This is a genomic window from Actinomyces sp. oral taxon 180 str. F0310 (assembly GCF_000185285.1).
In the GTDB taxonomy this organism is placed as follows: Bacteria; Actinomycetota; Actinomycetes; order Actinomycetales; family Actinomycetaceae; genus Pauljensenia.
This window is the reverse complement of sequence record NZ_GL622194.1, coordinates 2,052,070-2,071,860: the sequence shown is the minus strand read 5'-3', so window position 1 is coordinate 2,071,860 and position 19,791 is coordinate 2,052,070. Positions and strand designations below refer to the sequence as shown.

The following is a 19,791-nucleotide window of genomic DNA, read 5'->3' as shown; positions in this document are numbered from 1 at the left end:
ATCGCCACAGGAGGAACCTCGAGATTTGCCGCTAAGTTATTCACGTAGTTGTTCATATTTCGTTCAGCATTTGCAGCATACTTTTTTCAGCATTTTTACAGACATTTTCCCTCATTCTGAGAACTGGCTCATACTTCAAGAAAGATGCTTGAATAACTACCGCACAAGTGTCTATCCTTGCCAGCATCGTGTGCCGAAAATGTCGGCACGACAGACATGAAGGAGGCACCCAAGTGACTGACGTCTCCCGCCTGCCCGGCCCCATGATCGACGCATGGGAGTGGCAGTACGAAGCGGCGTGCCGAGACCTGGACACGGAGCTGTTCTTCCACCCCGAGGGTGAGCGCGGCTCCACGCGCCGACGCCGCGCGGCAAACGCCAAGGCGATCTGCGCGACCTGCCCGGTCATCGAGCAGTGCCGATCCTACGCTCTGGCCGCTCAGGAGCCCTACGGCATCTGGGGCGGAATGACCGAGGAAGAGCGCCGCGAGGAGATCCGCTCCTCGGGGCGCGGACGCCGCGTTTCCTGACCCGCGACGCAAACGCCGGTGCGGCATCGCCACCGCGATGCCGCACCGTTTTACTGCCCACGCGACCCGCGAGACCCGATCGACGACCACCTACCAGAGAGCACACATGACCACCAACGAGGCCAAGGAAGCGGCGAGCACGCCGCCCGGCAAGCACCCGTCCACCCCTTACAAGACGCTGTTCTTCGTCACCGCTCCCATCACGGCGATCCTCGCAGGAGCCTGCGTGTGGATGGGCGTGCAGCTTGCCTCCGCCCCATCGGCATCCTCATCGCCAACCCCGACGGCAGCCACAACGGCCGCCGGACAGGCACCCGCCAACGCCGAGACCGCCGCCCCCAGTCAAACGAATCAGAACAACCTGACGATCATGGAGTCGTTCATGCGTCACCAGGCGGATGACCCCCAGGCCAAGGGCGACATCAACGCCCCGGTGACGCTGGTGATCTTCTCTGACTTCGCCTGCCCGTACTGCACCAAGTTCGCCCAGGAGATCGACCCGGCGCTGGCCGACCTCGTCGAGGACGGCACGCTGCGTGTCGAGTGGTACGACCTGGCGCAGATCACCGAGTCGTCACCGCTCGCCGCTCAAGCGGGCATCGCGGCCGGCGAGCAGGGCAAGTTCTGGGAGTTTCACGACGCCGTCTACGCCGCCGCCGACCCGACGGGGCACCCCCAGTATTCGCAGGATGCGCTCGTTGACTTTGCGGCCAAGGCTGGCGTCTCGGACCTGGAGAAGTTCCGGGCGACCATGCTGGACGAGCACACCGCCGCGAAGGTGAGTGCCGCCAAGGAACGCGCCCACCAGGCGGGCATCACCGGCACCCCCACGATGTTCATCAACAAGGCCTTCATCAGCGGTTACCGGGACGCCTCCTATGTGCGCGCGACGATTATGGACCAGGCTGCTCAGACCGTCTCCTGAGATCCCGCGTCGCCAGCCTGAGGGCTCCGGCACGCAAGCGCGCTTCGCCGGAATGCTCCCGCCAGGAGCGGGACGCCGCGACACCAGCACAAGAGGGGCGGCCCGGAAGGAATCCTTCCGGGCCGCCCCTCATCGCCGGTGAGGCGATCTCAGAGACCTCAGCGCTCGACAACCGCCAGGACGTCACGCGAGGACAGGATCTGGAACTCCTGGCCGTCGTACTTGACCTCGGTGCCACCGTAACGCGAGTAGATGACGGTGTCGCCGACCTTGACGTCGACGGGAACACGATTGCCGTTGTCGTCAACGCGACCCGGACCCACGGCGACAACCTCGCCTTCCTGGGGCTTTTCCTTGGCGGTATCCGGGATGACCAGGCCGGAGGCGGTGGTCTGCTCGGCCTCAACCTGACGGATGACGATGCGGTCCTCGAGGGGCTTGATGGAGATCGACATTGTCGCTCCCTTTCTTTTTGTCACGAAGGTGCTCGTCCTTTCCCTGCCGTCGCGGGGGTCAGGTGCAGGACCGGTCGCGGATGTTCCGCGTTTCCTCTCCAGAGTGTAGGCGCGCTCCTGGCACTCGGGCAACCCGAGTGCCAGGAGCGTTCACCCTCGGCGTGAAGCGGACGAGGTCACGCGTCGTCCACAAATGCCGGATGCCCCGCCCGAGCAGCGAAGATGACACAATGGCCCGGTGAGCACCCTAACCCCCGTCCTCTCCTCGCCCGGCTGGGAGCTGCTGGAATCCCTCCAGGCCCGCCAGGACACCACCCCCGTGTCCCTGCCCGAGTTGGCGGGTGCCCTGCGTTCCTCCGGCGTGCCAGCCGAGCTCGCGGCCGCCGTTGTCACCCAGCTCGCCCTACGTCGCGCGGCGCGTGCAAAGTTTGGCCCCATCGCCTCGCACATGGTGTTCACCCGCGACGGTCTCGAACAGGCAACCCGTCTCGTCGTGGCCGCCCGCCACGCCCAGCGATTCCGAGACGCGGGTGTGAGGCGGGTCGCCGACCTGGGGTGCGGGATCGGCGCAGACTCCGTCGCCATCGCGGGCCTCGGGATGGGGGTGCTCGCCGTCGACATTGATCCGGAGGCCGCCCAGGCGGCGGCCGCCAACCTGCGCGACTTCGACGACGCTCAGGTGCGCCTGGGCGACGTCATGGATCTCGACATCGCCGAGCTGGCCGGTGACGGGGTCGACGCCATCTTCGCGGATCCCGCCAGGCGCACGGGAGCAGCACGCGGCTCAAGCCGCATCACCGACCCCGAGCGCTGGTCTCCTCCCCTGTCCTCCGCCCTGAGGTGGGCCCAGACGATCAGCGCCGTCGGCGTGAAGGTCGCGCCCGGCATCGCCTACGATCGGATCCCACCCACGTGGCACGCCCAGTGGGTCAGCGTGGGAGGCGACCTCGTTGAGGCATCGCTGTGGTCTCCCCCTCTCGCCCCCGAGGGACCGGGGCGCTCGTGCCTCCTCCTGGACGAGACCGGGGCGGCCCACGGCATCTCCTCGCGCGACGGTCAGGAGGCCAACGCCCCCGCCGAGGTCGTTGACGTGGTACCGCTGGGGAACACGATCGCAGAGCCGGACCCGGCGGTCATTCGCTCGGGGATGCTCGCCCAGCTCGCTCGGCTCGTCGGCGCCGGGATCGTCTCGCCCTCGATCGCATACCTGACTGGGGACGATTTACCCGCCAGCCCCTTCTACGACCGATTCGAAGTCCTGGAGGTGACGAACCTGCGGGCGAAGGCGATCTCAGCGGCGCTGCGAACGCTCAACGCGGGCAGCGTGGAGATCAAGAAACGCGGAGCGGACATCGATCCCGACGCCCTGCGCAAGTCCCTGAAGCTGAGCGGAGTGGGCCAGGCCACCGTCATCGCCACGCGCGTCGACGGGCGCCACCGTGCCATCGTCTGCAGGCGCTTGCCCGCAAACCTGTAAGGAAGCTCTCCGCCGACGACCCGCCTTCGCCTGCCACAATGAAGGCACCCAGCGAAAGGAACGACATGCCTCTGCCCTTCGGTTCCTCGGAGCGCTCAACGATCGGAGTGGAGTGGGAGCTCCAGCTCGTGGATCGCGACTCCCACGACCTGCGCCAGAGCGCCGACGCCATCATCGACCGGGCCACGACTCACGGACAGCTCTACCCCGGCGTCCATCGGGAGATGCTGCTCAACACCATCGAGGTCGTCTCCAAGCCCCGTTCCACGGTCGCCGAGTGCCTCGCCGATCTCACGGACTGCGTTGACTTCCTCACGCCCCTGGCATCCGACCTGCGCATCGACCTGGCCACTGCCGGGACCCACCCCTTCGCCCGCCCGGGCCGACAGCGGGTCACGGACTCGGACCGATACGCTCAGCTCGTCGAACGCACCGCCTACTGGGGACACCAGATGCTGCTGTACGGGGTCCACGTCCACGTCGGCGTCGAGGACCGCGCGAAGATCCTACCCATCCAGGCCGCGCTCACCGCCCACCTCGGGCACCTCCAGGCACTGTCGGCCTCCTCCCCCTTCTGGGCGGGCGAGGACACCGGCTACGCCTCCAACCGGGCGATGGTCTTCCAGCAGCTGCCCACGGCGGGTATTCCCCGTCAGTTCGACACGTGGGAGGATCTGGAGGCATACACGGACGACATGGTCCGCACCGGCGTCATCGAGGGTTTCGACGAGGTGCGCTGGGACATCCGCCCCTCGCCCGCGTTCGGGACAATCGAGAACCGCGTCTACGATGCCGCGACCAATGCGTTCGAGGTCGGCGTCTTCGCCGCGGTCACCCACGTCCTCGTCGAGCACTTCTCACGGCTCTACGATGCCGGAGAGCCTCTCCCGTTTCTTCCCGATTGGTTCGTCGCCGAGAACAAGTGGCGGTCGGCCCGCTACGGGATGGACGCGACCCTGATCGTCTCACGTGACGGTGCCACGGAAAGCGCCCGGGACGGGCTTGCGCGCCTAGCGCAGGAGCTCGCCCCCGTCGCCGCGGACCTCGGCTGCGCCAGTGAGTTCGCGGGCCTGGAGACAATCCTTACCATCGGCGCCTCCTACGAGCGCCAGCGCGCCGTGGCGGCGGCCGCTCGCCCCGGACAGGGCCTTGATGCCGTCGTCGATCTCATGCGCGCCGAGATGAGTGCCGGGCACCCCCTGGCTCTGGCTGAATTCGCCACCCTCAATGCCTAACCCTAGGGGCGTACGCCGCCTTCCCTCGATTCGTCCGTCCGCCAGTACGTGTGCCGCCCACGGCGCCTCGCATCCCACGCCCGAGGCCTGGGTCAGCGGGCCCACGGCCGCGCGGAACCGACACTTTGTCAGCGCTTTTTCAGGCCCTTTTCAGGCCGACGGCGTATCCTTGAGGCCGGACAAGAAGATACCGGAGAGGACACTAGACCGTGGCTGAGGACCTGCACGGCTCACATGCACCCGCGCCGACAGAACCCCCACTGAGAAGGCTCATCGCCCCGGTCGCAAACACCCTCGCGACGCTGTGGCTCCTCCTGTCTTCCCTGGCCCGTCTCACTGCGCGATGGCTCTCTGGATGCCCGGCCACGGCGATCGTCACGGTCGCCCTCACCGCGTGCTCGGCGAGCTACTGGGTGTGGCGTGACCAGTTCGTCACCCTTGAGGCCTCCCCGTCCTACTCGCACTGGTGGTCGATTTTCTCCTCCATCGGCGCGATCCCCGGCAATTTCATCGCCACGGCGGTGCTCGGCATCATCACCATGATCCTCGCCGGAGGCGCGGCGGAACGTCACCTGGGCACCCGCGCGTGGGTGACGGCTGCCCTCGCCGGGCAGGTCATCGGGGTCACCGCGACCTGGCTGACCCTCCCGCTTCTGACCGCCACGTTCTCCATGTGGGGCAACGCCATCGGCAGCGGCACCCTGTGGGGAACGAGCCTCATCCTCGTTGCCCTCGCCGGGGCAGCTGGCGAATCCCTCGGCTCGCGCTGGCGCTGGCGCGCCCGCTTCCTGCTCATCGGTGTTCTCGTGCTGTCGTCCGCAGTCCTCGGATCCGCGATCTCCTACGCGCGCGTCTGGGCGCTCCTGGCGGGAATGGTGGCCGCGCGACTGGCCGGCGTTCACGGGGCGAGGTCCGAATCGAGCGACGACATCACCATCCGACGCCAGCTCGCCTCCATCGCCGCCCTGTGCTGGGCGTGCGCCGCCGCGCTCACCGTCGTCTCCTCGACGCAGGAGGGACCCCTGGCGCAGATGCGCTGGTCGCTCGGCCCGGCCTGGTGGCTCGAGGGCCGCACGGGGGTCTTCGCCACCCTCCTGTGCCTCATGCCCATCACCCTGCAGGTGATCTTCGCGTACGGGCTGCGCAAAGGTCGGCGCCTGGCCTACGTGGGGACGCTCACACTCCAAATCGTCCTCGGTCTCTCAACGATCATCTCCAGCGCCGTCGCACTCCTCGAAGGGGTCACTCCCGATGGGGACATCGCCCCCGAGTTGTTCACCACCGCGACCTTCCTTCTCGTTCCCGTCATCCTCAATCTGACGATGTGCATCATCGTGTTTTGGATGCGCCGGGCGTTTTCGATTCACGCCCAGCGATCCACGACGATCACGCTGCTGCGGCGCTGGGCGACCCTGATGATCGGCTGCGCGGCGGCCGCGCTCGCCCTCGGCGCCCTCACGAGCGATTCTTTCGTTCCCTTCGAGGTGCTCGCTTCCAGCGACGAGCTCACCGTCACCGACTATGCGACACCCCTGCAGGTCTTCCACGACTACCTCCTGGCACTCCTGCCCACCGCCACCGCCTCGATCTTCGAGCCGACCCTCGTCCCCATGACCCTCATCGCGGAGGCTCCCGTCCTGTGGCTTCCGCTCATCGCCTGGGTGGGCACCCTCGGAATCATCCTGAGCGCGTTGCTCTCACGTCCGCGCATTCCGCGCTCGTGCCCGCCCGAGGAACTGACCTCGCTCGTGCGCACCCATGGAGCGGGCACCCTGGGGTGGATGAGCACGTGGGAGGGCAACCTCGTGTGGCTCTCCCCCACCGGGGACGCCGGCGGGGCCTACCGGGGTTCGGGCGGCGTTGCCCTGACCGTGGCGGACCTCGCGTACGCGCCGGGGAAAGCTAGCGCCGCGATCACCCAGTTCTCCGAGTTTGCTCTCGCCTCTGGCCTGACCCCCGCCCTCTATTCCATCCACGAGGAGCTCGCGCTGGCCGCGAAGGACGCGGGTTGGACGATCATGCAGGTGGCCGAGGAGTCCGTCCTCGACCTTCCGGACCTGGCGTTCCGCGGCAAGGCCTACCAGGACGTGCGCACCGCCATGAACCACGCGACGCGCGAAGGCGTCGAGGCCGTGTGGACCACCTGGGACGAGTGCCCGGAGGGCTGGAAGGACCAGATCACCGTCATCTCGGACGCGTGGAGCGCGGACAAGGCCCTGCCCGAAATGGGCTTCACGCTCGGCGGTGTGCGCGAGCTCTCCGTTCCCGAGACGCGGATCCTCGTCGCAATCGACTCCGATCACACGATCCACGCCGTGACCTCGTGGCTGCCGATCTACCGCGACGGGCAGGTGATCGGGCTGACCCTGGACGTGATGCGCAGGCGTGCCGAGGGCTGGCGCCCGGCCATCGAGTTCCTCATCGGCAAGGCCGCTCTGTCCGCCCAGGAGGAGGGGCTGAGTATCCTCTCCCTCTCCGGCGCTCCCCTGGCCCGTTCCAAGGACGATACCTCAGCGTTCGGACCGCTCATCGACGCGCTGGCCTCCATCATGGAGCCTCTCTACGGGTTCTCCTCTCTGCACGCCTTCAAACGCAAGTTCAAGCCCCGCACCCAGTCCCTCTATCTGGCTGTTCCCGATCCCACCTCCCTGGCCACCGTCGGGCTGGCCATCGCTCACGCCTACGTTCCCTCGCTTCGTCCGGCGCAGACGCTCGCGCTCGTTGCCTCGGTCGCAGGCGGGCTTGCGAAGCGTGCCGCTCGGGGGGTCGGTGACCTGCGTTCCTCCCGAGGTATCGGACACCAGGATGCGCCGACCTCTCACCCCGGAGCCGGGCGCGATGCCGAGGGGTCTCAACCATCGTCAAATCACGGCAAGAAGGATCAGCAATGAGCGTCCTTGGTTCTATCCCCCTCACCTCTTTTCGCACCCTGGCGGTTGTGGCCGCTCTGGCGCTCGTCTCCCTGCTCGCGGGAGCATTCTTCCTTCCTCGCCTGACCCCCGCGCGTTGCCCGCGTCGCGCACGGCGATGGCTCGGCCGAACCGCCGTCATCCTGATTCCCACGCTGCTCGTCACTGCGGCTGGAGGACTTGTTTTCAACCGTTCTCTCGGCATCGTCAAGACCAGCGGGGACCTCGGTCGCCTCGCTGCGGCCACGCTGTTGGGCACGAAGAAGGCCGCAGGTACGGAGACCAAACCCGAGCGCCAGCCCCTCGAGGAATCCGAACTCGACGCCACCTTCGAGCGCGGCGACGACGGCATGCTCACGACCACGTGGACGGGGCCCACGAGCGGGATCACTCAGCCCGTGTACGTCATCGTCCCCCGCGACTACGCGCCGGGTGACGGAAAGACCTACGGTGTCATCGAGCTCCTCCACGGCTACCCCGGCGCTGCCGACGGCATCTTGCAGAACCTCAGCATCCAGGAGGCCCTCGACAACGCGATCGATGCCGGGATCATCCCGCCTTCGATCGTCGTCGCCCCCTCCCTGAACGTCGACGAGAACGAGCACGATTGCGCGGATTTTAGCGGACGCCCCGCGGTCTTCACGTGGACCGCGCACGAGGTTCCAGCGATGATTCGGCACAACTTCCCGGGGGTTTCCTCCGACCGCAACGCGTGGATGATCGGTGGCTTCTCCTCGGGCGCATACTGCGCCGTGTGGACCGCCCTGCGCACGCCCGAGACCTTCGGCGCCGCCGCAATGCTCTCCGGGTATGACACGCAGATCGAAGGCCAGATGAAGACCCAGGGCACGCAGTACCTTGCGGACAATACCCTCTCCACGATGCTCGCGACGCGCGCACCCGACGGAATGCGGATCTACGCCATGGCGGCGGCCGACGACGGCGCCGGTGGGGCACCCGCGGCTCTTGCGATGGCGAACGCCGTGAAGGAACCCGACAGCGTGACCACCGACATTCCTCCGACGGGCGGGCACGCCGGTCCCCTGTGGATCGAGAAGGTGCCGACGATGCTTGCCTGGTGGGGGTCCTCCGACGTCGTCTCCTCCGCGGTTGGTGCCCCGCCCACGGCGCAGACGGCGCGCGCATCGAGCGCCTTCAGCTCGATCGTAGCCGCCACGACCGTCACTCACCGCTCGCGTCCGCTGGCCCCCAACACCTTCGCGGCCCTGGCTGTCATGTGCGCGCTCGCACTGTGTTTCGTGATTCTCACGTGGCGCGTGGCCGGCAACTGGCGGTTGCTCGGCAAGAATGAGCTCGCCGACATGGCGCTCTCGCGGTCGCGCTTTTGCCGCCCCACCGTTGCCGCGGTGCTGAGCGCTCTCCCGCGTCCCATCGGCGCGGGAGCGGCCTACCTGGCTCGCTTGGGTTGCCTCGGCCTCGCGGTCTCGACCTCGTCGGTCCTCATCGGCATCGCGTCAAACATCGCCGGAGGGTTCTACACCTCGTGGGGTTCCGTGGCATTGACGCTCACGAGGACCCTCGGCTAGGCGCACGCGCGCCCAGGCTGGGCGCATACGGTCCCGGGGCGCCGAGGCGCCTTCTGAGCAGGCGGGCGCACGCGCGCGGGCGACACCCCTCGAACAGCGAGGCGGTCCGGCGCCCGACGCCCGTTTGCTCTCCTACGCGCTGGGCGCGACGTAGGTCCGCGTCAGCTCCATCCCGGAGTCGGGCGAGAAATCCCAGTCCGACGGGGGCAGTCCCGCCGCAACCAGCTCCGATCCGATCGCCGCGATCTGTGCACCGTTGTCGGTGCAGAACCGCAGGGGCGGCATGCGCACACGGATGCCGACCGCGTCGGCGCGTTGCGCGAGCAGGGAGCGCAGCCGAGAGTTGGCGGAAAAACCACCCCCGACGACGATGTCGCGGCAGCCCCTGTCGCGGGCCGCCTGCACGGCCTTGGCCGTGAGGGAGTCGTTCACCGCCTCGGAGAACGCGGCGCACACGTCAGCGGCGCTCACGTCCTCGCCCCTGGCGCGCGCCCCCTCAAGGTAGCGGGCAACCGCCGTCTTCAGGCCTGAGAAAGAGAAGTCGTAGCGGTGGCGTTCCTTGTCTTTGCCTGCGGAAAGACCGCGCGGAAAGCGCAGTGCCTCACGGTGCCCCTCGCGCGAAAGACGATCGACGTGGGGCCCGCCGGGATAGGGAAGACCCAGCAAGCGCCCCACCTTGTCGAAGGCCTCGCCCGCCGCGTCGTCGAGAGTTCCACCCAGCTCGACAACGTCCGTGGCAATGTTGCGTACCTCAAGGATGTTGGAATGACCGCCCGAGACGACCAAGCCGATGAAATGCCCCGGCAGCGGGCCGTCGGCGAGCTTGTCCACGGCGAGGTGTCCGATCACATGGTTGACGCCGTACAGTGGCTTTCCTAGGGAGGAGGCGAGGGCCTTCGCCGCGCAGATGCCGACGGTCAGGGATCCAACGAGGCCGGGGCCAGCCGCAACCGCGATCGCGTCAACGTCCGCCAGGGCCACCCCCGCCTCGTCCAGGGCGGCATCCAGCGTCGGAAGGAAGGACTCCAGGTGTGCGCGCGAGGCGATTTCGGGGATGATGCCGCCGTAGCGCGCGTACTCATCCATCGAGGTCGCCGTGCGGTCGACGAGCAGATCCGTACCGCGCACGAGGCCGACACCCGTCTCGTCGCACGTTGACTCGATACCTAGGACAAGGGGTTCACTCACGCGCACTAGTGTAGGCCGCATGCCTGCGCGCCGCCCGGGCGCACGAGCCCCGGTCCCCTAGTCCGTTTCGTTCTCGCTCCGGCCCCTCGCGTTTGCCACGAACATGGCCACGCCCGCGACCGCGAACACCAGCAGCGACCACGGGAAGAGGGAATCGGCGAGAGCTTTGATTGACGCCGATCCGAAGAGGACACCGAGAAGGAGGAGGATCGACAGGAGTGCGAACACGGCCATCGCGCCGATCCCGACGGTGGCGCCAACCCGGTAGCGCCGCGTGTGCGTGTTGGGGCCGCTCTCATCGAACTGCATGGCTCTGTTCCTCTCCGCGCCGACGATGCCATCATGATACGCCTCGGCGGGTGCGCAGCCGCACGGATGGAAGCCTCGAATCTGCCCGCTGGCCGACTCGCCGCCTCGCGGCGATCAGGAGGGGAACATCGAGGCCCCGCACCCGGAGCAGAACCTGGCGTCCTCGGTCTCGAGATACCCGCAGGCGGTGCAGCGGACCCTGATCTGCGGTTGTCCCGCGGCCCCCTGTGCGACCGCGTCGCGGACGATCGGCATCTCCTCGAGAGCGTCTTGCATCTGGGCGCCCCGCGAGCGTCGCCACGGTTCGGCATCCCGGGCCTTCCCCTCGGGCGAGAGAACAACTCCGGAGCCCGCGAGCCCCTGACGCCCCACGGCGCGAAGGCCCTGCCCCGCCAGGATGAGAAAGAAGCCCACGAACGCCAACGGAGAGTCCCGGAACGCCAGGCCGGATCCGCCCGCGCCCGAGGAGAGACCGTCGCAGAAGGAGAAGACGGAGAGGAAGGGAACGAAGAACAGGACGAAGCCCGGCAGCGTCAGCGCCGCGCCCTGGGTAGGCGCGCGGGGGCCCGGCGCCACGCGCCGGGCCCCCGCGATCAGGACAGTCGATCAGACGCCCTTGAAGGCGGCCTTTCCGAGCTGCCGGTTCAGGTTCGCGATCACGTCGAGAGGGATCTGCTTGGGGCACACCGCCGCACACTCTCCGATGTTGGAGCAGGAGCCGAAGCCCTCCTCGTCCATCTGGTTGAGCATGGCGACCACGCGCTTGTAGTTCTCGGGCTTGCCCTGCGGGAGCAGGCCCAGGTGCGTGACCTTGGCCGAGGTGAAGAGCATGGCCGATGCGTTCGGGCAGGCCGCCACGCAGGCACCACAGCCGATGCAGGCCGCGGCCTCGAAGGCGCGTTCCGCATCCTGCTTGGGCACCGGGGTCGCATGGGCGTCGGGGGCGGCGCCTGTGTTCACCGAGATGTAGCCTCCCGCCTGGATGATGCGATCCAGGGCGGAGCGGTTGACCACCAGGTCCTTGATGATCGGGAAGCCTTCGGCGCGCCACGGCTCGATCGTGATGACATCGCCATCGTTGAAGGAGCGCATGTGCAGCTGGCAGGTCGTGGTGACCTCCGGGCCGTGTGCGATGCCGTTGATGACGATGCCGCACTGCCCGCAGATGCCTTCGCGGCAGTCGGAGTCGAAGGCGATGGGTTCCTCGCCTCGCGCGAAGAGCTCTTCGTTCAGGACGTCGAGCATCTCCAGGAACGAGGACTCTTCCGAGATTCCCTTCACCTGGTATTCATGAATTGCGCCCTTGTCGTCGGGACCGTTTTGGCGCCAGATCCTCAGTGTCAGGTTCACTTGTAGCTCCGCTGCTTCAGCTCGATGTCGTTGTAAATCAGGTCTTCCTTGTGGAGGATCGGGGGTTCGCCATCACCGGCGAACTCCCAGGCCGCCACGTACAGGAACTTGTCGTCGTGACGCAGGGCCTCGCCCTCGGGAGTCTGAGACTCCGCGCGGAAGTGGCCGCCGCACGACTCTTCGCGGTGCAGCGCGTCGATGCACATGAGCTCGCCCAGCTCCATGAAGTCGGCCACGCGGCCAGCCTTCTCGAGGGACTGGTTGAGTTCACCGATCGACTTGCCGGGAACGCGAACGTTCTTCCAGTAGTCGGCGCGCAGCTCCCGAATCATGCCGATGGCCTTCTTCAGGCCTTCCTCGGTGCGCTCCATGCCGCAGTACTCCCACATGATCTTGCCCAGCTCCTTGTGGAAGGAGTCCACCGAGCGAGTTCCGCCCACCGACATGAGCGTGTCGATGCGTCCCTGAGCCGCGTCGAGGGCTTCCTTCACGGACGGCGAGTTCTCGTCGAGCGCGGGCAGGTGGAAGCAGTGTGCCAGGTAGTCGTTGATCGTGTTGGGCAGGACGAAGTATCCGTCCGACAGGCCCTGCATGAGCGCCGAGGCACCCAGGCGGTTTGCGCCGTGATCGGAGAAGTTCGCCTCACCGGCCACGTACAGGCCCGGCAGGTTCGATTCGAGGTCGTAGTCAACCCACAGGCCACCCATCGTGTAGTGAACGGCCGGGTAGATGCGCATGGGCACCTCGTAGGGGTTATCGCCCGTGATGCGCTCGTACATGTCAAAGAGGTTGCCGTACTTGGCGGACACGGCCGAACGCCCCATGCGGGAAATGGCCTCGGAGAAGTCGAGGTAGACGCCGCGGGCGACGCCGTCGATCTTCGGGCCGACGCCTCGTCCCTCGTCGCACATGTTCTTGGCCTGGCGGCTCGCGATATCGCGGGGAACGAGGTTACCGAAGGAGGGGTAGATCCGCTCCAGGTAGTAGTCGCGATCCTCCTCGGGAATGTCGCGCGGGTCCTTCTCGCAGTCCTCGGCGCGCTTGGGAACCCAGATGCGGCCATCGTTACGCAGCGACTCGCTCATGAGGGTCAGCTTCGACTGCTGGTCGCCGTGCTGGGGGATGCAGGTCGGGTGGATCTGCGTGAAGCAGGGGTTTCCGAAGTAGGCACCCTTGCGGTACGCACGCCAGATGGCGGTGCCGTTGCAGCCCATCGCGTTGGTCGACAGGAAGAACACGTTACCATAGCCGCCGGTGGCCAGGACCACCGCGTCGGCGATGAAGGTCTCGAGCTTGCCGGTGGACATGTCGCGGGCGACGATGCCACGCGCCTTACCCTCGTCGACGATGAGCTCGACCATCTCGTGGCGGGAGTACTCCTTGACGGTGCCGGCTGCCACCTGACGCTCGAGCGCCTGGTAGGCGCCGATGAGCAGCTGCTGACCTGTCTGGCCGCGGGCGTAGAAGGTACGGGAGACCTGCACGCCGCCGAAGGAGCGGTTGTCGAGGAGACCGCCGTACTCGCGGGCGAAGGGAACGCCCTGAGCGACGCACTGGTCGATGATGTTCGCGCTGACCTCGGCCAGGCGGTAGACGTTGTCCTCGCGGGCGCGGTAGTCCCCGCCCTTGACCGTGTCGTAGAAGAGACGGTACACGGAGTCGTTGTCGTTGCGGTAGTTCTTCGCGGCGTTGATGCCGCCCTGCGCGGCGATCGAGTGCGCACGACGTGCGGAGTCCTGGTAGAAGAAGCAGTCGACGTTGTAGCCCATCTCGCCCAGCGAGGCGGCAGCCGCGCCGCCCGCGAGGCCCGAGCCGACGATGATGACGCGCAGCTTGCGTCGGTTGGCGGGGTTGACCAGCGCGGCAGTGAACTTACGCTGTTCCCAGCGCCGCTCGATCGGAACGTCGTGGGGTGCCTTGGCGTCGGCGATCTTCTCGCCTTCGCGGTACAGGCCGTGGATGATTGTGTCGGTCATGATTGCGTGCCCTTCCTCAGTGAATCAAGCCGGTGACGATGGCGACGGGCGGGGCCATGAACATCACGAAGATGACGAGGCCAACCAAGCCCGAGAGGACAACCAGGGGCCGACGCGTCGCGGGGCGAACCCAGCCGAGCGACTGGAACATGGACCAGAAGCCGTGCGAGACGTGGATGCAGGCGCAACCGACGAACACGGCGTAGAGGATCACGAGGACCGGCGACTGGAAGGAAGCGATCATGCGAGCGTAAGGAGTGGTGACGTCAGCGCCGAAGTTCGCGAGCTTCGCGGGCAGGCTCACGGTAGTGAAGTGAGCGATGTGGAAGATCAGGATCAGCAGGATGAGAACACCGCTCATGCGCATGGTGCGGGCCGCGTAGGAGTCCGTGACGGACTTCTTCACGACGTAGCGGGTGGAGCGAGCGCGACGCGAGCGGTTCCACGTGTAGGCGGCGGCCCACAGGTGGATGACGAGCATGAGCACCATGGCGGCGCGGAAGACCCAGATGAATCCGCCGTGCGGGAAGATCGGCACGAAAGCCTCTTCATGCAGCCAGTGCGCGTAGTCGTTGTAGACCTGCTCGCCCAGGAACATCTTGAGGTTGCCGTAGGAGTGGAACAGCAAGAAGAAAACGAAAACGAAGCCCGACACTGCCATCAGCTGCTTGACGAAAACGCTGGTGGTCCACGCGCGGCGCTTCTTCGTTGCGACATTTTGAGTGGCCATGGCTTGAGCATATCGGTGGGATTGTGCCCGCTCGTAGGACCATGGCGCGCCCCCACCGGGCACCCTCCGACACGCGCCGCGCCTTTCCGCTATTTTCCGCCATTCTCAGGGTCGCCTTTGCCCGCGATTACAAGGATAACTTCCGGGGGCGCCGCGAGCGCCGGGCGGCCTGAGGAAGCCGATTTTTGATACACCGACGATGCCTATTTGGTGGCCGTCGCCGCATCCGCGCGGGTCAGGAGTGCTCGCATCTCCATGGCTTCTTCGACGGGGTTGCGAAAGTAGCGAGGTCGGCGCCCAATCTCGACGAAACCTCGCGACTCATACAGGCCGATGGCCGCGGCGTTGGATGGACGCACGTCGAGGAAGATCTCGTGGGCGCCCGCGGCGGCGGCCCACCTCAGGAGGGTGTCCAGGAGGGCCGCTCCCAGGCCGCGGCCACGGGCCTCGGGGCGCACTCCGATGGTCATGACGTCGGCCTGGTCGCCCCCGATCTTGACGCCTGCGTAGCCGAGCGGCGTGTCGTCCTCGCCGCGAGCGATCCAGTAGCGCGACGCCGGGGAGGAGAGTTCCTCGGCGAGCATGACATCACTCCACGGGTCCTCGGGGAAGGTCAGCGCCTCGAGACCGATGAGCGCTTCCAGGTCGCTCGGGTGCGCGCGGCTCAGGCGGGTCCTCATAGGCGCGCTGTCGGCTGGCCCTGAATGTCGGGACGGCGCAGGTAGAGGGGGTCCGTGCGCAGCCGGTGTTCGTCGCCCGCCGCGAGCCTCGTCGCGGTGATGCGGCTCATAACGGCCGGGTCGAGCCTCACCTGGGGGCCGAGGTCGGCGCGTGCCAGAGCGTGGGCGCTATGCTCGGGAATGTCCGCTCCGGCGACAACGAGGCCGGGGGCGGTACGCATGGCCGCCAGGAGGGAGGTGACCTCGCCCACCTCAAGGCGTCCTTCGAGGGTCACGTCGTGCGGTCCGGCGGCCACGTAGGAACCCCAGTAGAGTTCGCGCCGCCGCGCGTCCGCGATCGCGTAGACCCTCGTCTCGGGCGGGAGGAGATCCAGGCCCTGGCGGGCGATCACGTCCAGCGACGACACGCCGTAGACGGGCACCCCGGCGGCGGCGGCGAGGACGCGGGCGGACACCAACCCTGCTCGCAGTCCGGTGAAGGGCGCGGGTCCCGTACCGATCAGCACCCGATCGAGCGAGGCCTTTCCCAGGACCGGGGAGAGTCCCGCCTCGGCCAGGGCGGCGCGAACGAGCGGGATGATCGATTCGGCGTGGTGGCGCCCCGAGTCGTTGCGGGCGCGGGCACGCACGCGGCCGTCCTCGAGGACGGCGACGGTGGTGGATGCTTGGGTGTCCAGGGCTATCTCTCGCACGCTGCGATCCTACTCGTCGGCGTGTGCCTCGTCGCCGCAAGCGGGCGAGGCGCCGTCGCCAAACACCGCGGGAGCGTCGAGGCGCCGTCCCCCGTGGGCGGCAACGAGCCCTTCGAGGATGCCATTCCAGCGGCTTCCGTGCGCGTGCAGGACGATGCTGCGCGTCCCGTCGTCCATGTGCTCCAGGTCGATGACCTGCCCGTCCCGACACGCCTGCCCGCCCTCGGCTCGTCGCACATCAATGACGAGGCGCTCGGGGCTCATGGCTTCCGTCTTTCCCTCTCCCCATTCGACGACGGTGACGGCCTCGTCCAGGGAGGAGTCCAGGTCCAGGGTCTCGAGGTCGCCGAGGTCGGTAATGCGGTAGGCGTCGGCATGGATCAGGTCGGGGCCGCCGTGAAGGGAGGGATGAACTCGGGCGACGATGAACGTCGGCGAGGCGACGCGTCCGCGCACCCCCATGCCGGCCCCGATGCCCTGAGTGAGCGTCGTCTTGCCCGCCCCGAGGCCGCCGGAGAGCATGACGAGGTCGCCGGCGCGCAGCAACCGTCCCAGGTCCGTGCCAAGGTCGCGGGTCTGGTCGGCGCCGCTCGTGCGAACCTCAAAAGAGGCGGTGGGTCGGTCAGTCATGGGTGTTCCTCCCGTGCTGTGCCCCCTCGACTCCGCTGCGCACGTACGTGCGGGGGATGTGGGCGCCGAGGCGAGTGACGATCTCGTAGTTGATGGTGTCGGCCGCGTCTGCCCACTCGTCGGCGAGCGGCTCGCCACCCGCTCCGTTTCCCAGCAGAATCACTTCGTCTCCGACGCGCGCGGGCGGCTGGCCGGCGTGGGCGGTGGCTTCCCCGGCGTCCCCTGCCGCCTTCCCCAGGTCGATCATGAACTGGTCCATGCACACGCGTCCGACGACGGGGGCACTGAGCGGCCCAGACGCGGTGTGCACGAGGACCCGCGCACGGTTGGAGGCGGCACGCAAGATTCCGTCGCCGTAGCCCAGGGGAACCAGGCCGATCCAGCGACGGGTGGGGGCCGCCCAGGTTCCCCCGTAGGAGACCGGGCTCCCCTCCTCGATGACCTTGACCGAGGTCAGCGGCGCGCACAGCGTCAGCGCGGGGATCAGGCCGAGGTCGGCGGCGCTCGCGACCGCGGGGTCGGGGCTGAGTCCGTAGAGGCCGATGCCGACACGGACCATGTCGTAGTGGGTCTGGGGGTGCCACAGGATGCCGGAGGTTGCTGCCAGGTGGCGGATGCGCGGACGGACACCGGCCTCGCGAAGGATCCGCAGCCCTTCCTCGAAGATTCGCACGTGGCTCGCGGTCGATGCGTTGCCGCCGTCACTCGGGTCATCGGCGCGGGACATGTGGCTCCAGGCTCCGACAACGTCGATCAGTCCGTCGTCGCTCGCGGCCTTGAGGGCGGCGGCCAGGGTCGGAAGGTCGGCGAGGGTGGAGCCGGCGCGCGACATTCCTGTGTCGATCTTGACGTGGACGCGCGCGGGGCGACCTACCTGGCGGGCTGCGGCGCAGATATGCGCGAGGACCCACGTCCACGACACGGACAGGTCGATGTCGGCGGCAATGGCCGCCGCGAAGTCGGAGGAGGAGGTGGAAATCCACGCGAGGATCGGCGAGTCCTCGCGTGCGACGCCCGCCGCGTCCAGGCCCTCGCGCAGGGCGAATGCCTCGGCCAGCTGGGCGACGCCGAGCCAGTCGGCGCCCGCTTCCAGGGCGGCGCGGGCGACGGGAATGAGGCCGTGGCCGTACGCGTTGGCCTTGACGGTCGCGAGTTGGAGGGCGCCGGGGGCGGCGGCGCGCAGGACCTTCAGATTGTGGCCGATGGCGGCCAGGTCGATGCTCGCGCACGAGGGGTAGTCCCTGCCCTGGCCTCGTTGTTGTGTGGAAATCACTCCCCTAGTATCGCACGCCCGGGGCGCGCCGCTTCGTCAGGCGAGGGGTGTGCGCACCTCGTCGCTCCGGGTCGGCCAGCACGCGCGGGATCTGCGCGGCGATATCTGCCGCCTGAATGGGTGCCCTGCCCCGGTGGCGGTCCGCGGCCAGGCGGGCGGCGCGCCCGTGGAGCCAGACGGCCGCGGCCAGGCGTTCCATCGTCACGGGGAGCGCATTCGCCTCGCCTGAGGGCGCCGTTGGCTCGGGGCGCGCCAGGACGCCGGCGATGAGACCCGCCAGGACGTCACCGCTGCCGGCGACGCCGGCCCAGGGTGTGCCCGCCGGACTCACGCTGGCGCGGCATCCGCTTGTCCGCCGCGTGTCCGCCGTCTGCGGTGATTCCTCGCCCCCGTCGCCTCCTCGCCCACCCGCCTGGGTCCGCGCCCGCGCGACCGCGTCCGAGCAGACGATCGTGACGGGGCCTTTGAGGACGACGTGGCAGCCGGTGGCGTCGTGGAGTGCGCGCGCAAAACGCAGCGGGTGGGCGCCAATCTGCGCCTTTGTCGTCGCCTGCCCGAGGAGTCCGAGCAGGCGCGCGGCCTCCCCGTAGTGCGGGGTCAGAACGGTGACGTCGGGCCTCAGCGAGCCCAACAACTCGGGAACGAGATCGAGCGCCCACGCGTCGATGACGAGGGGCATGCCCGAGCGTCCACAAAACTGAGCGAGTTCGAGCGCGTCCTCACGGCGTTCATCGTCGAGGCCGGGCCCGATGAGGGCGGACTGGATGCGCCCGCCGACGGTGACGACTCCGGGCTGGTCGGCGAGCACGAGATCCTGCACGCGCCTCGTGGAGTTGAGACGAACCATGCCCACGCCGGCAGCCAGGGCGCCGCGCGTCGCGAGAAGACCCGCGCCGGGATAGGTATCGGATCCCGCGACGAGGCCGACCACGCCGCGCGCGTACTTGTCCTGCGCGAAGCCGGGGGCTGGGACCGCCATCGCCGCTGCCATTGTCCCCGCGCCGTAGGATAGCGGAACCATGTCCTCGTCCTCTTCCTCCATCGGGTTCGAGCCGCTCCACGGCATCGCGACGATGCTCAGATCGCCGGAATATTCGACGGCGGGAGGGAGAATCTCAGCGCGCTTGTAGGCGCCGACCGCCATCGTGCATGTCGCCCGGAGGATGGGGCCGCGGATTGCGCCGTCGTCATCAGTCAGGCCGGAAGGCACGTCGATTGCGACGATATGCCGGGGTCGGGCGGCGGCGATCCCGTTCAGGAGCGTCACGGCCTCGGCGAGCTTGCCGGTGAGGGGACCCTGTGCCCCGATTCCAACCATGCCGTCGATCCAGATGCCTGCACCCCAGATCGTGTCCCATTCCGGGGTCCCCCCAATGGAGCGCAGGGAACGGTCTGACAGGTCCACGATGGTCACGCCCGCTTCCCGTGCTGCGGCGAGGGCACGGCGATGGCAGCGCTTCTTGAGGAGGTATGCGGTCGCGCCGATTCCTCCACGCGCGAGGATCGCGCTGGCGTAGAGTGCATCGCCGCCGTTATCTCCGCCTCCGACGAAGGCGATGACGCGGTTGGGGGCCCAGTCGGCGCCTTCCGCCTCGCTGCGGTCATCGGAGTCTGCTTCGGAGGCGCTCTCCTGGCCGTTCCAGCCAACGGGCAGACTGGTCAGCCGCGCGACGGCGGCCGAGACCTCCCCCGCGACGTCGATCATGTAGCGGTCCGGATCCCCCTCGGAAGCCGCCTGGTCAACGCACTTTTTCTCCATTTTTCGCGCGTCGGCGAAGGACAGGGCAGCTCCATCAATCGTGAACATGGGCCATATTGTTCCACAGCGTGTCCGACTCGGGAAGGTGCTTGAGCACCAGCAGAGGCGGCACGTACGCGCATGCGC

General features: G+C 67.9%; 18 protein-coding genes. 6 read left to right on the top strand and 12 right to left on the bottom strand.

Going from position 1 to position 19,791, the window contains the following annotated elements:
- The first annotated feature begins 233 nt into the window (after positions 1-233).
- Entirely contained in the window at positions 234-530 is a 297-nt protein-coding gene (locus tag HMPREF9006_RS08850; protein WP_003790481.1) for a WhiB family transcriptional regulator, read from the top strand.
- 106 nt (positions 531-636) lie between these two features.
- Positions 637-1,455: a DsbA family protein gene (locus HMPREF9006_RS08845; protein WP_034231620.1), complete on the top strand. Its 819-nt coding sequence runs from the start codon at positions 637-639 to the stop codon at positions 1,453-1,455.
- Between the two features lie 158 nt (positions 1,456-1,613).
- Here HMPREF9006_RS08845 and groES read toward each other — a convergent pair whose 3' ends face one another.
- Entirely contained in the window at positions 1,614-1,910 is a 297-nt protein-coding gene (gene groES, locus HMPREF9006_RS08840; RefSeq protein WP_009213250.1) for a co-chaperone GroES, read from the bottom strand.
- A gap of 238 nt (positions 1,911-2,148) precedes the next feature.
- Between groES and HMPREF9006_RS08835 the strand changes: the two genes are divergently transcribed.
- The 4 genes from HMPREF9006_RS08835 to HMPREF9006_RS08820 all read left to right on the top strand — a co-directional run bounded on the left by HMPREF9006_RS08835 (position 2,149) and on the right by HMPREF9006_RS08820 (position 9,078).
- On the top strand, positions 2,149-3,387 hold the full coding sequence (locus tag HMPREF9006_RS08835) for a class I SAM-dependent methyltransferase (protein ID WP_009213249.1): 1,239 nt from the start codon (positions 2,149-2,151) through the stop codon (positions 3,385-3,387).
- A 65-nt stretch (positions 3,388-3,452) separates the two neighbouring features.
- A complete protein-coding gene (locus HMPREF9006_RS08830; RefSeq protein WP_034231605.1) occupies positions 3,453-4,622 on the top strand; it encodes a glutamate--cysteine ligase in 1,170 nt (389 codons plus the stop codon).
- 209 nt (positions 4,623-4,831) lie between these two features.
- Positions 4,832-7,513 (top strand): bifunctional lysylphosphatidylglycerol flippase/synthetase MprF, encoded by a 2,682-nt coding sequence (locus HMPREF9006_RS08825; RefSeq protein ID WP_009213247.1) that lies wholly within the window; start codon positions 4,832-4,834, stop codon positions 7,511-7,513.
- Positions 7,510-9,078 carry an alpha/beta hydrolase gene (locus tag HMPREF9006_RS08820; protein ID WP_009213246.1) on the top strand — a complete coding sequence of 523 codons (1,569 nt, stop codon included), beginning with the start codon at positions 7,510-7,512 and terminating at the stop codon, positions 9,076-9,078. The genes HMPREF9006_RS08825 and HMPREF9006_RS08820 overlap by 4 nt, the downstream gene beginning before the upstream one ends.
- A gap of 132 nt (positions 9,079-9,210) precedes the next feature.
- On the opposite strand, the gene tsaD is transcribed toward HMPREF9006_RS08820, so the two are convergent.
- The 11 genes from tsaD to HMPREF9006_RS08765 form a co-directional block, all read right to left on the bottom strand.
- On the bottom strand, positions 9,211-10,266 hold the full coding sequence (tsaD, locus tag HMPREF9006_RS08815; protein ID WP_034232380.1) for a tRNA (adenosine(37)-N6)-threonylcarbamoyltransferase complex transferase subunit TsaD: 1,056 nt from the start codon (positions 10,264-10,266) through the stop codon (positions 9,211-9,213).
- Positions 10,267-10,323: 57 nt separating this feature from the next.
- Entirely contained in the window at positions 10,324-10,575 is a 252-nt protein-coding gene (locus HMPREF9006_RS08810; protein WP_009213244.1) for a hypothetical protein, read from the bottom strand.
- A 114-nt stretch (positions 10,576-10,689) separates the two neighbouring features.
- Positions 10,690-11,151 carry a hypothetical protein gene (locus tag HMPREF9006_RS08805; RefSeq protein ID WP_009213243.1) on the bottom strand — a complete coding sequence of 154 codons (462 nt, stop codon included), beginning with the start codon at positions 11,149-11,151 and terminating at the stop codon, positions 10,690-10,692.
- Between the two features lie 30 nt (positions 11,152-11,181).
- A complete protein-coding gene (locus HMPREF9006_RS08800; RefSeq protein ID WP_009213242.1) occupies positions 11,182-11,925 on the bottom strand; it encodes a succinate dehydrogenase/fumarate reductase iron-sulfur subunit in 744 nt (247 codons plus the stop codon).
- Positions 11,922-13,901 carry a fumarate reductase/succinate dehydrogenase flavoprotein subunit gene (locus HMPREF9006_RS08795; protein WP_009213241.1) on the bottom strand — a complete coding sequence of 660 codons (1,980 nt, stop codon included), beginning with the start codon at positions 13,899-13,901 and terminating at the stop codon, positions 11,922-11,924. Before HMPREF9006_RS08795 ends, HMPREF9006_RS08800 begins: the two co-directional genes overlap by 4 nt.
- A 16-nt stretch (positions 13,902-13,917) precedes the next feature.
- Positions 13,918-14,631 (bottom strand): succinate dehydrogenase cytochrome b subunit, encoded by a 714-nt coding sequence (locus HMPREF9006_RS08790; protein ID WP_009213240.1) that lies wholly within the window; start codon positions 14,629-14,631, stop codon positions 13,918-13,920.
- 203 nt (positions 14,632-14,834) lie between these two features.
- The gene (rimI, locus tag HMPREF9006_RS08785; protein ID WP_009213239.1) at positions 14,835-15,311 is read right to left on the bottom strand and encodes a ribosomal protein S18-alanine N-acetyltransferase; all 477 of its coding nucleotides are present in this window, start codon (positions 15,309-15,311) and stop codon (positions 14,835-14,837) included.
- Positions 15,308-16,003, bottom strand: a complete 696-nt coding sequence (tsaB, locus tag HMPREF9006_RS08780; RefSeq protein ID WP_009213238.1) for a tRNA (adenosine(37)-N6)-threonylcarbamoyltransferase complex dimerization subunit type 1 TsaB — start codon at positions 16,001-16,003, stop codon at positions 15,308-15,310. The genes rimI and tsaB overlap by 4 nt, the downstream gene beginning before the upstream one ends.
- Positions 16,004-16,012: 9 nt before the next feature.
- Complete coding sequence (tsaE, locus tag HMPREF9006_RS08775; RefSeq protein WP_009213237.1) at positions 16,013-16,633, bottom strand: tRNA (adenosine(37)-N6)-threonylcarbamoyltransferase complex ATPase subunit type 1 TsaE; 621 nt, start codon at positions 16,631-16,633, stop codon at positions 16,013-16,015.
- A complete protein-coding gene (gene alr, locus HMPREF9006_RS08770) occupies positions 16,626-17,906 on the bottom strand; it encodes an alanine racemase (protein WP_009213236.1) in 1,281 nt (426 codons plus the stop codon). Before alr ends, tsaE begins: the two co-directional genes overlap by 8 nt.
- A 4-nt stretch (positions 17,907-17,910) precedes the next feature.
- A complete protein-coding gene (locus HMPREF9006_RS08765) occupies positions 17,911-19,713 on the bottom strand; it encodes a bifunctional ADP-dependent NAD(P)H-hydrate dehydratase/NAD(P)H-hydrate epimerase (protein WP_009213235.1) in 1,803 nt (600 codons plus the stop codon).
- Positions 19,714-19,791: the final 78 nt, after the last annotated feature.

What these genes read in the sequence shown, in the direction of transcription:
- HMPREF9006_RS08845 (WP_034231620.1), top strand. Translation starts at nt 637, where the DNA reads ATGACCACCAACGAGGCCAAGGAAGCGGCGAGCACGCCGCCCGGCAAG.
- groES (WP_009213250.1), bottom strand. Translation starts at nt 1,910, where the DNA reads ATGTCGATCTCCATCAAGCCCCTCGAGGACCGCATCGTCATCCGTCAG.
- HMPREF9006_RS08830 (WP_034231605.1), top strand. Translation starts at nt 3,453, where the DNA reads ATGCCTCTGCCCTTCGGTTCCTCGGAGCGCTCAACGATCGGAGTGGAG.
- HMPREF9006_RS08820 (WP_009213246.1), top strand. Translation starts at nt 7,510, where the DNA reads ATGAGCGTCCTTGGTTCTATCCCCCTCACCTCTTTTCGCACCCTGGCG.
- HMPREF9006_RS08810 (WP_009213244.1), bottom strand. Translation starts at nt 10,575, where the DNA reads ATGCAGTTCGATGAGAGCGGCCCCAACACGCACACGCGGCGCTACCGG.
- HMPREF9006_RS08795 (WP_009213241.1), bottom strand. Translation starts at nt 13,901, where the DNA reads ATGACCGACACAATCATCCACGGCCTGTACCGCGAAGGCGAGAAGATC.
- HMPREF9006_RS08790 (WP_009213240.1), bottom strand. Translation starts at nt 14,631, where the DNA reads ATGGCCACTCAAAATGTCGCAACGAAGAAGCGCCGCGCGTGGACCACC.
- rimI (WP_009213239.1), bottom strand. Translation starts at nt 15,311, where the DNA reads ATGAGGACCCGCCTGAGCCGCGCGCACCCGAGCGACCTGGAAGCGCTC.
- tsaE (WP_009213237.1), bottom strand. Translation starts at nt 16,633, where the DNA reads ATGACTGACCGACCCACCGCCTCTTTTGAGGTTCGCACGAGCGGCGCC.
- HMPREF9006_RS08765 (WP_009213235.1), bottom strand. Translation starts at nt 19,713, where the DNA reads ATGTTCACGATTGATGGAGCTGCCCTGTCCTTCGCCGACGCGCGAAAA.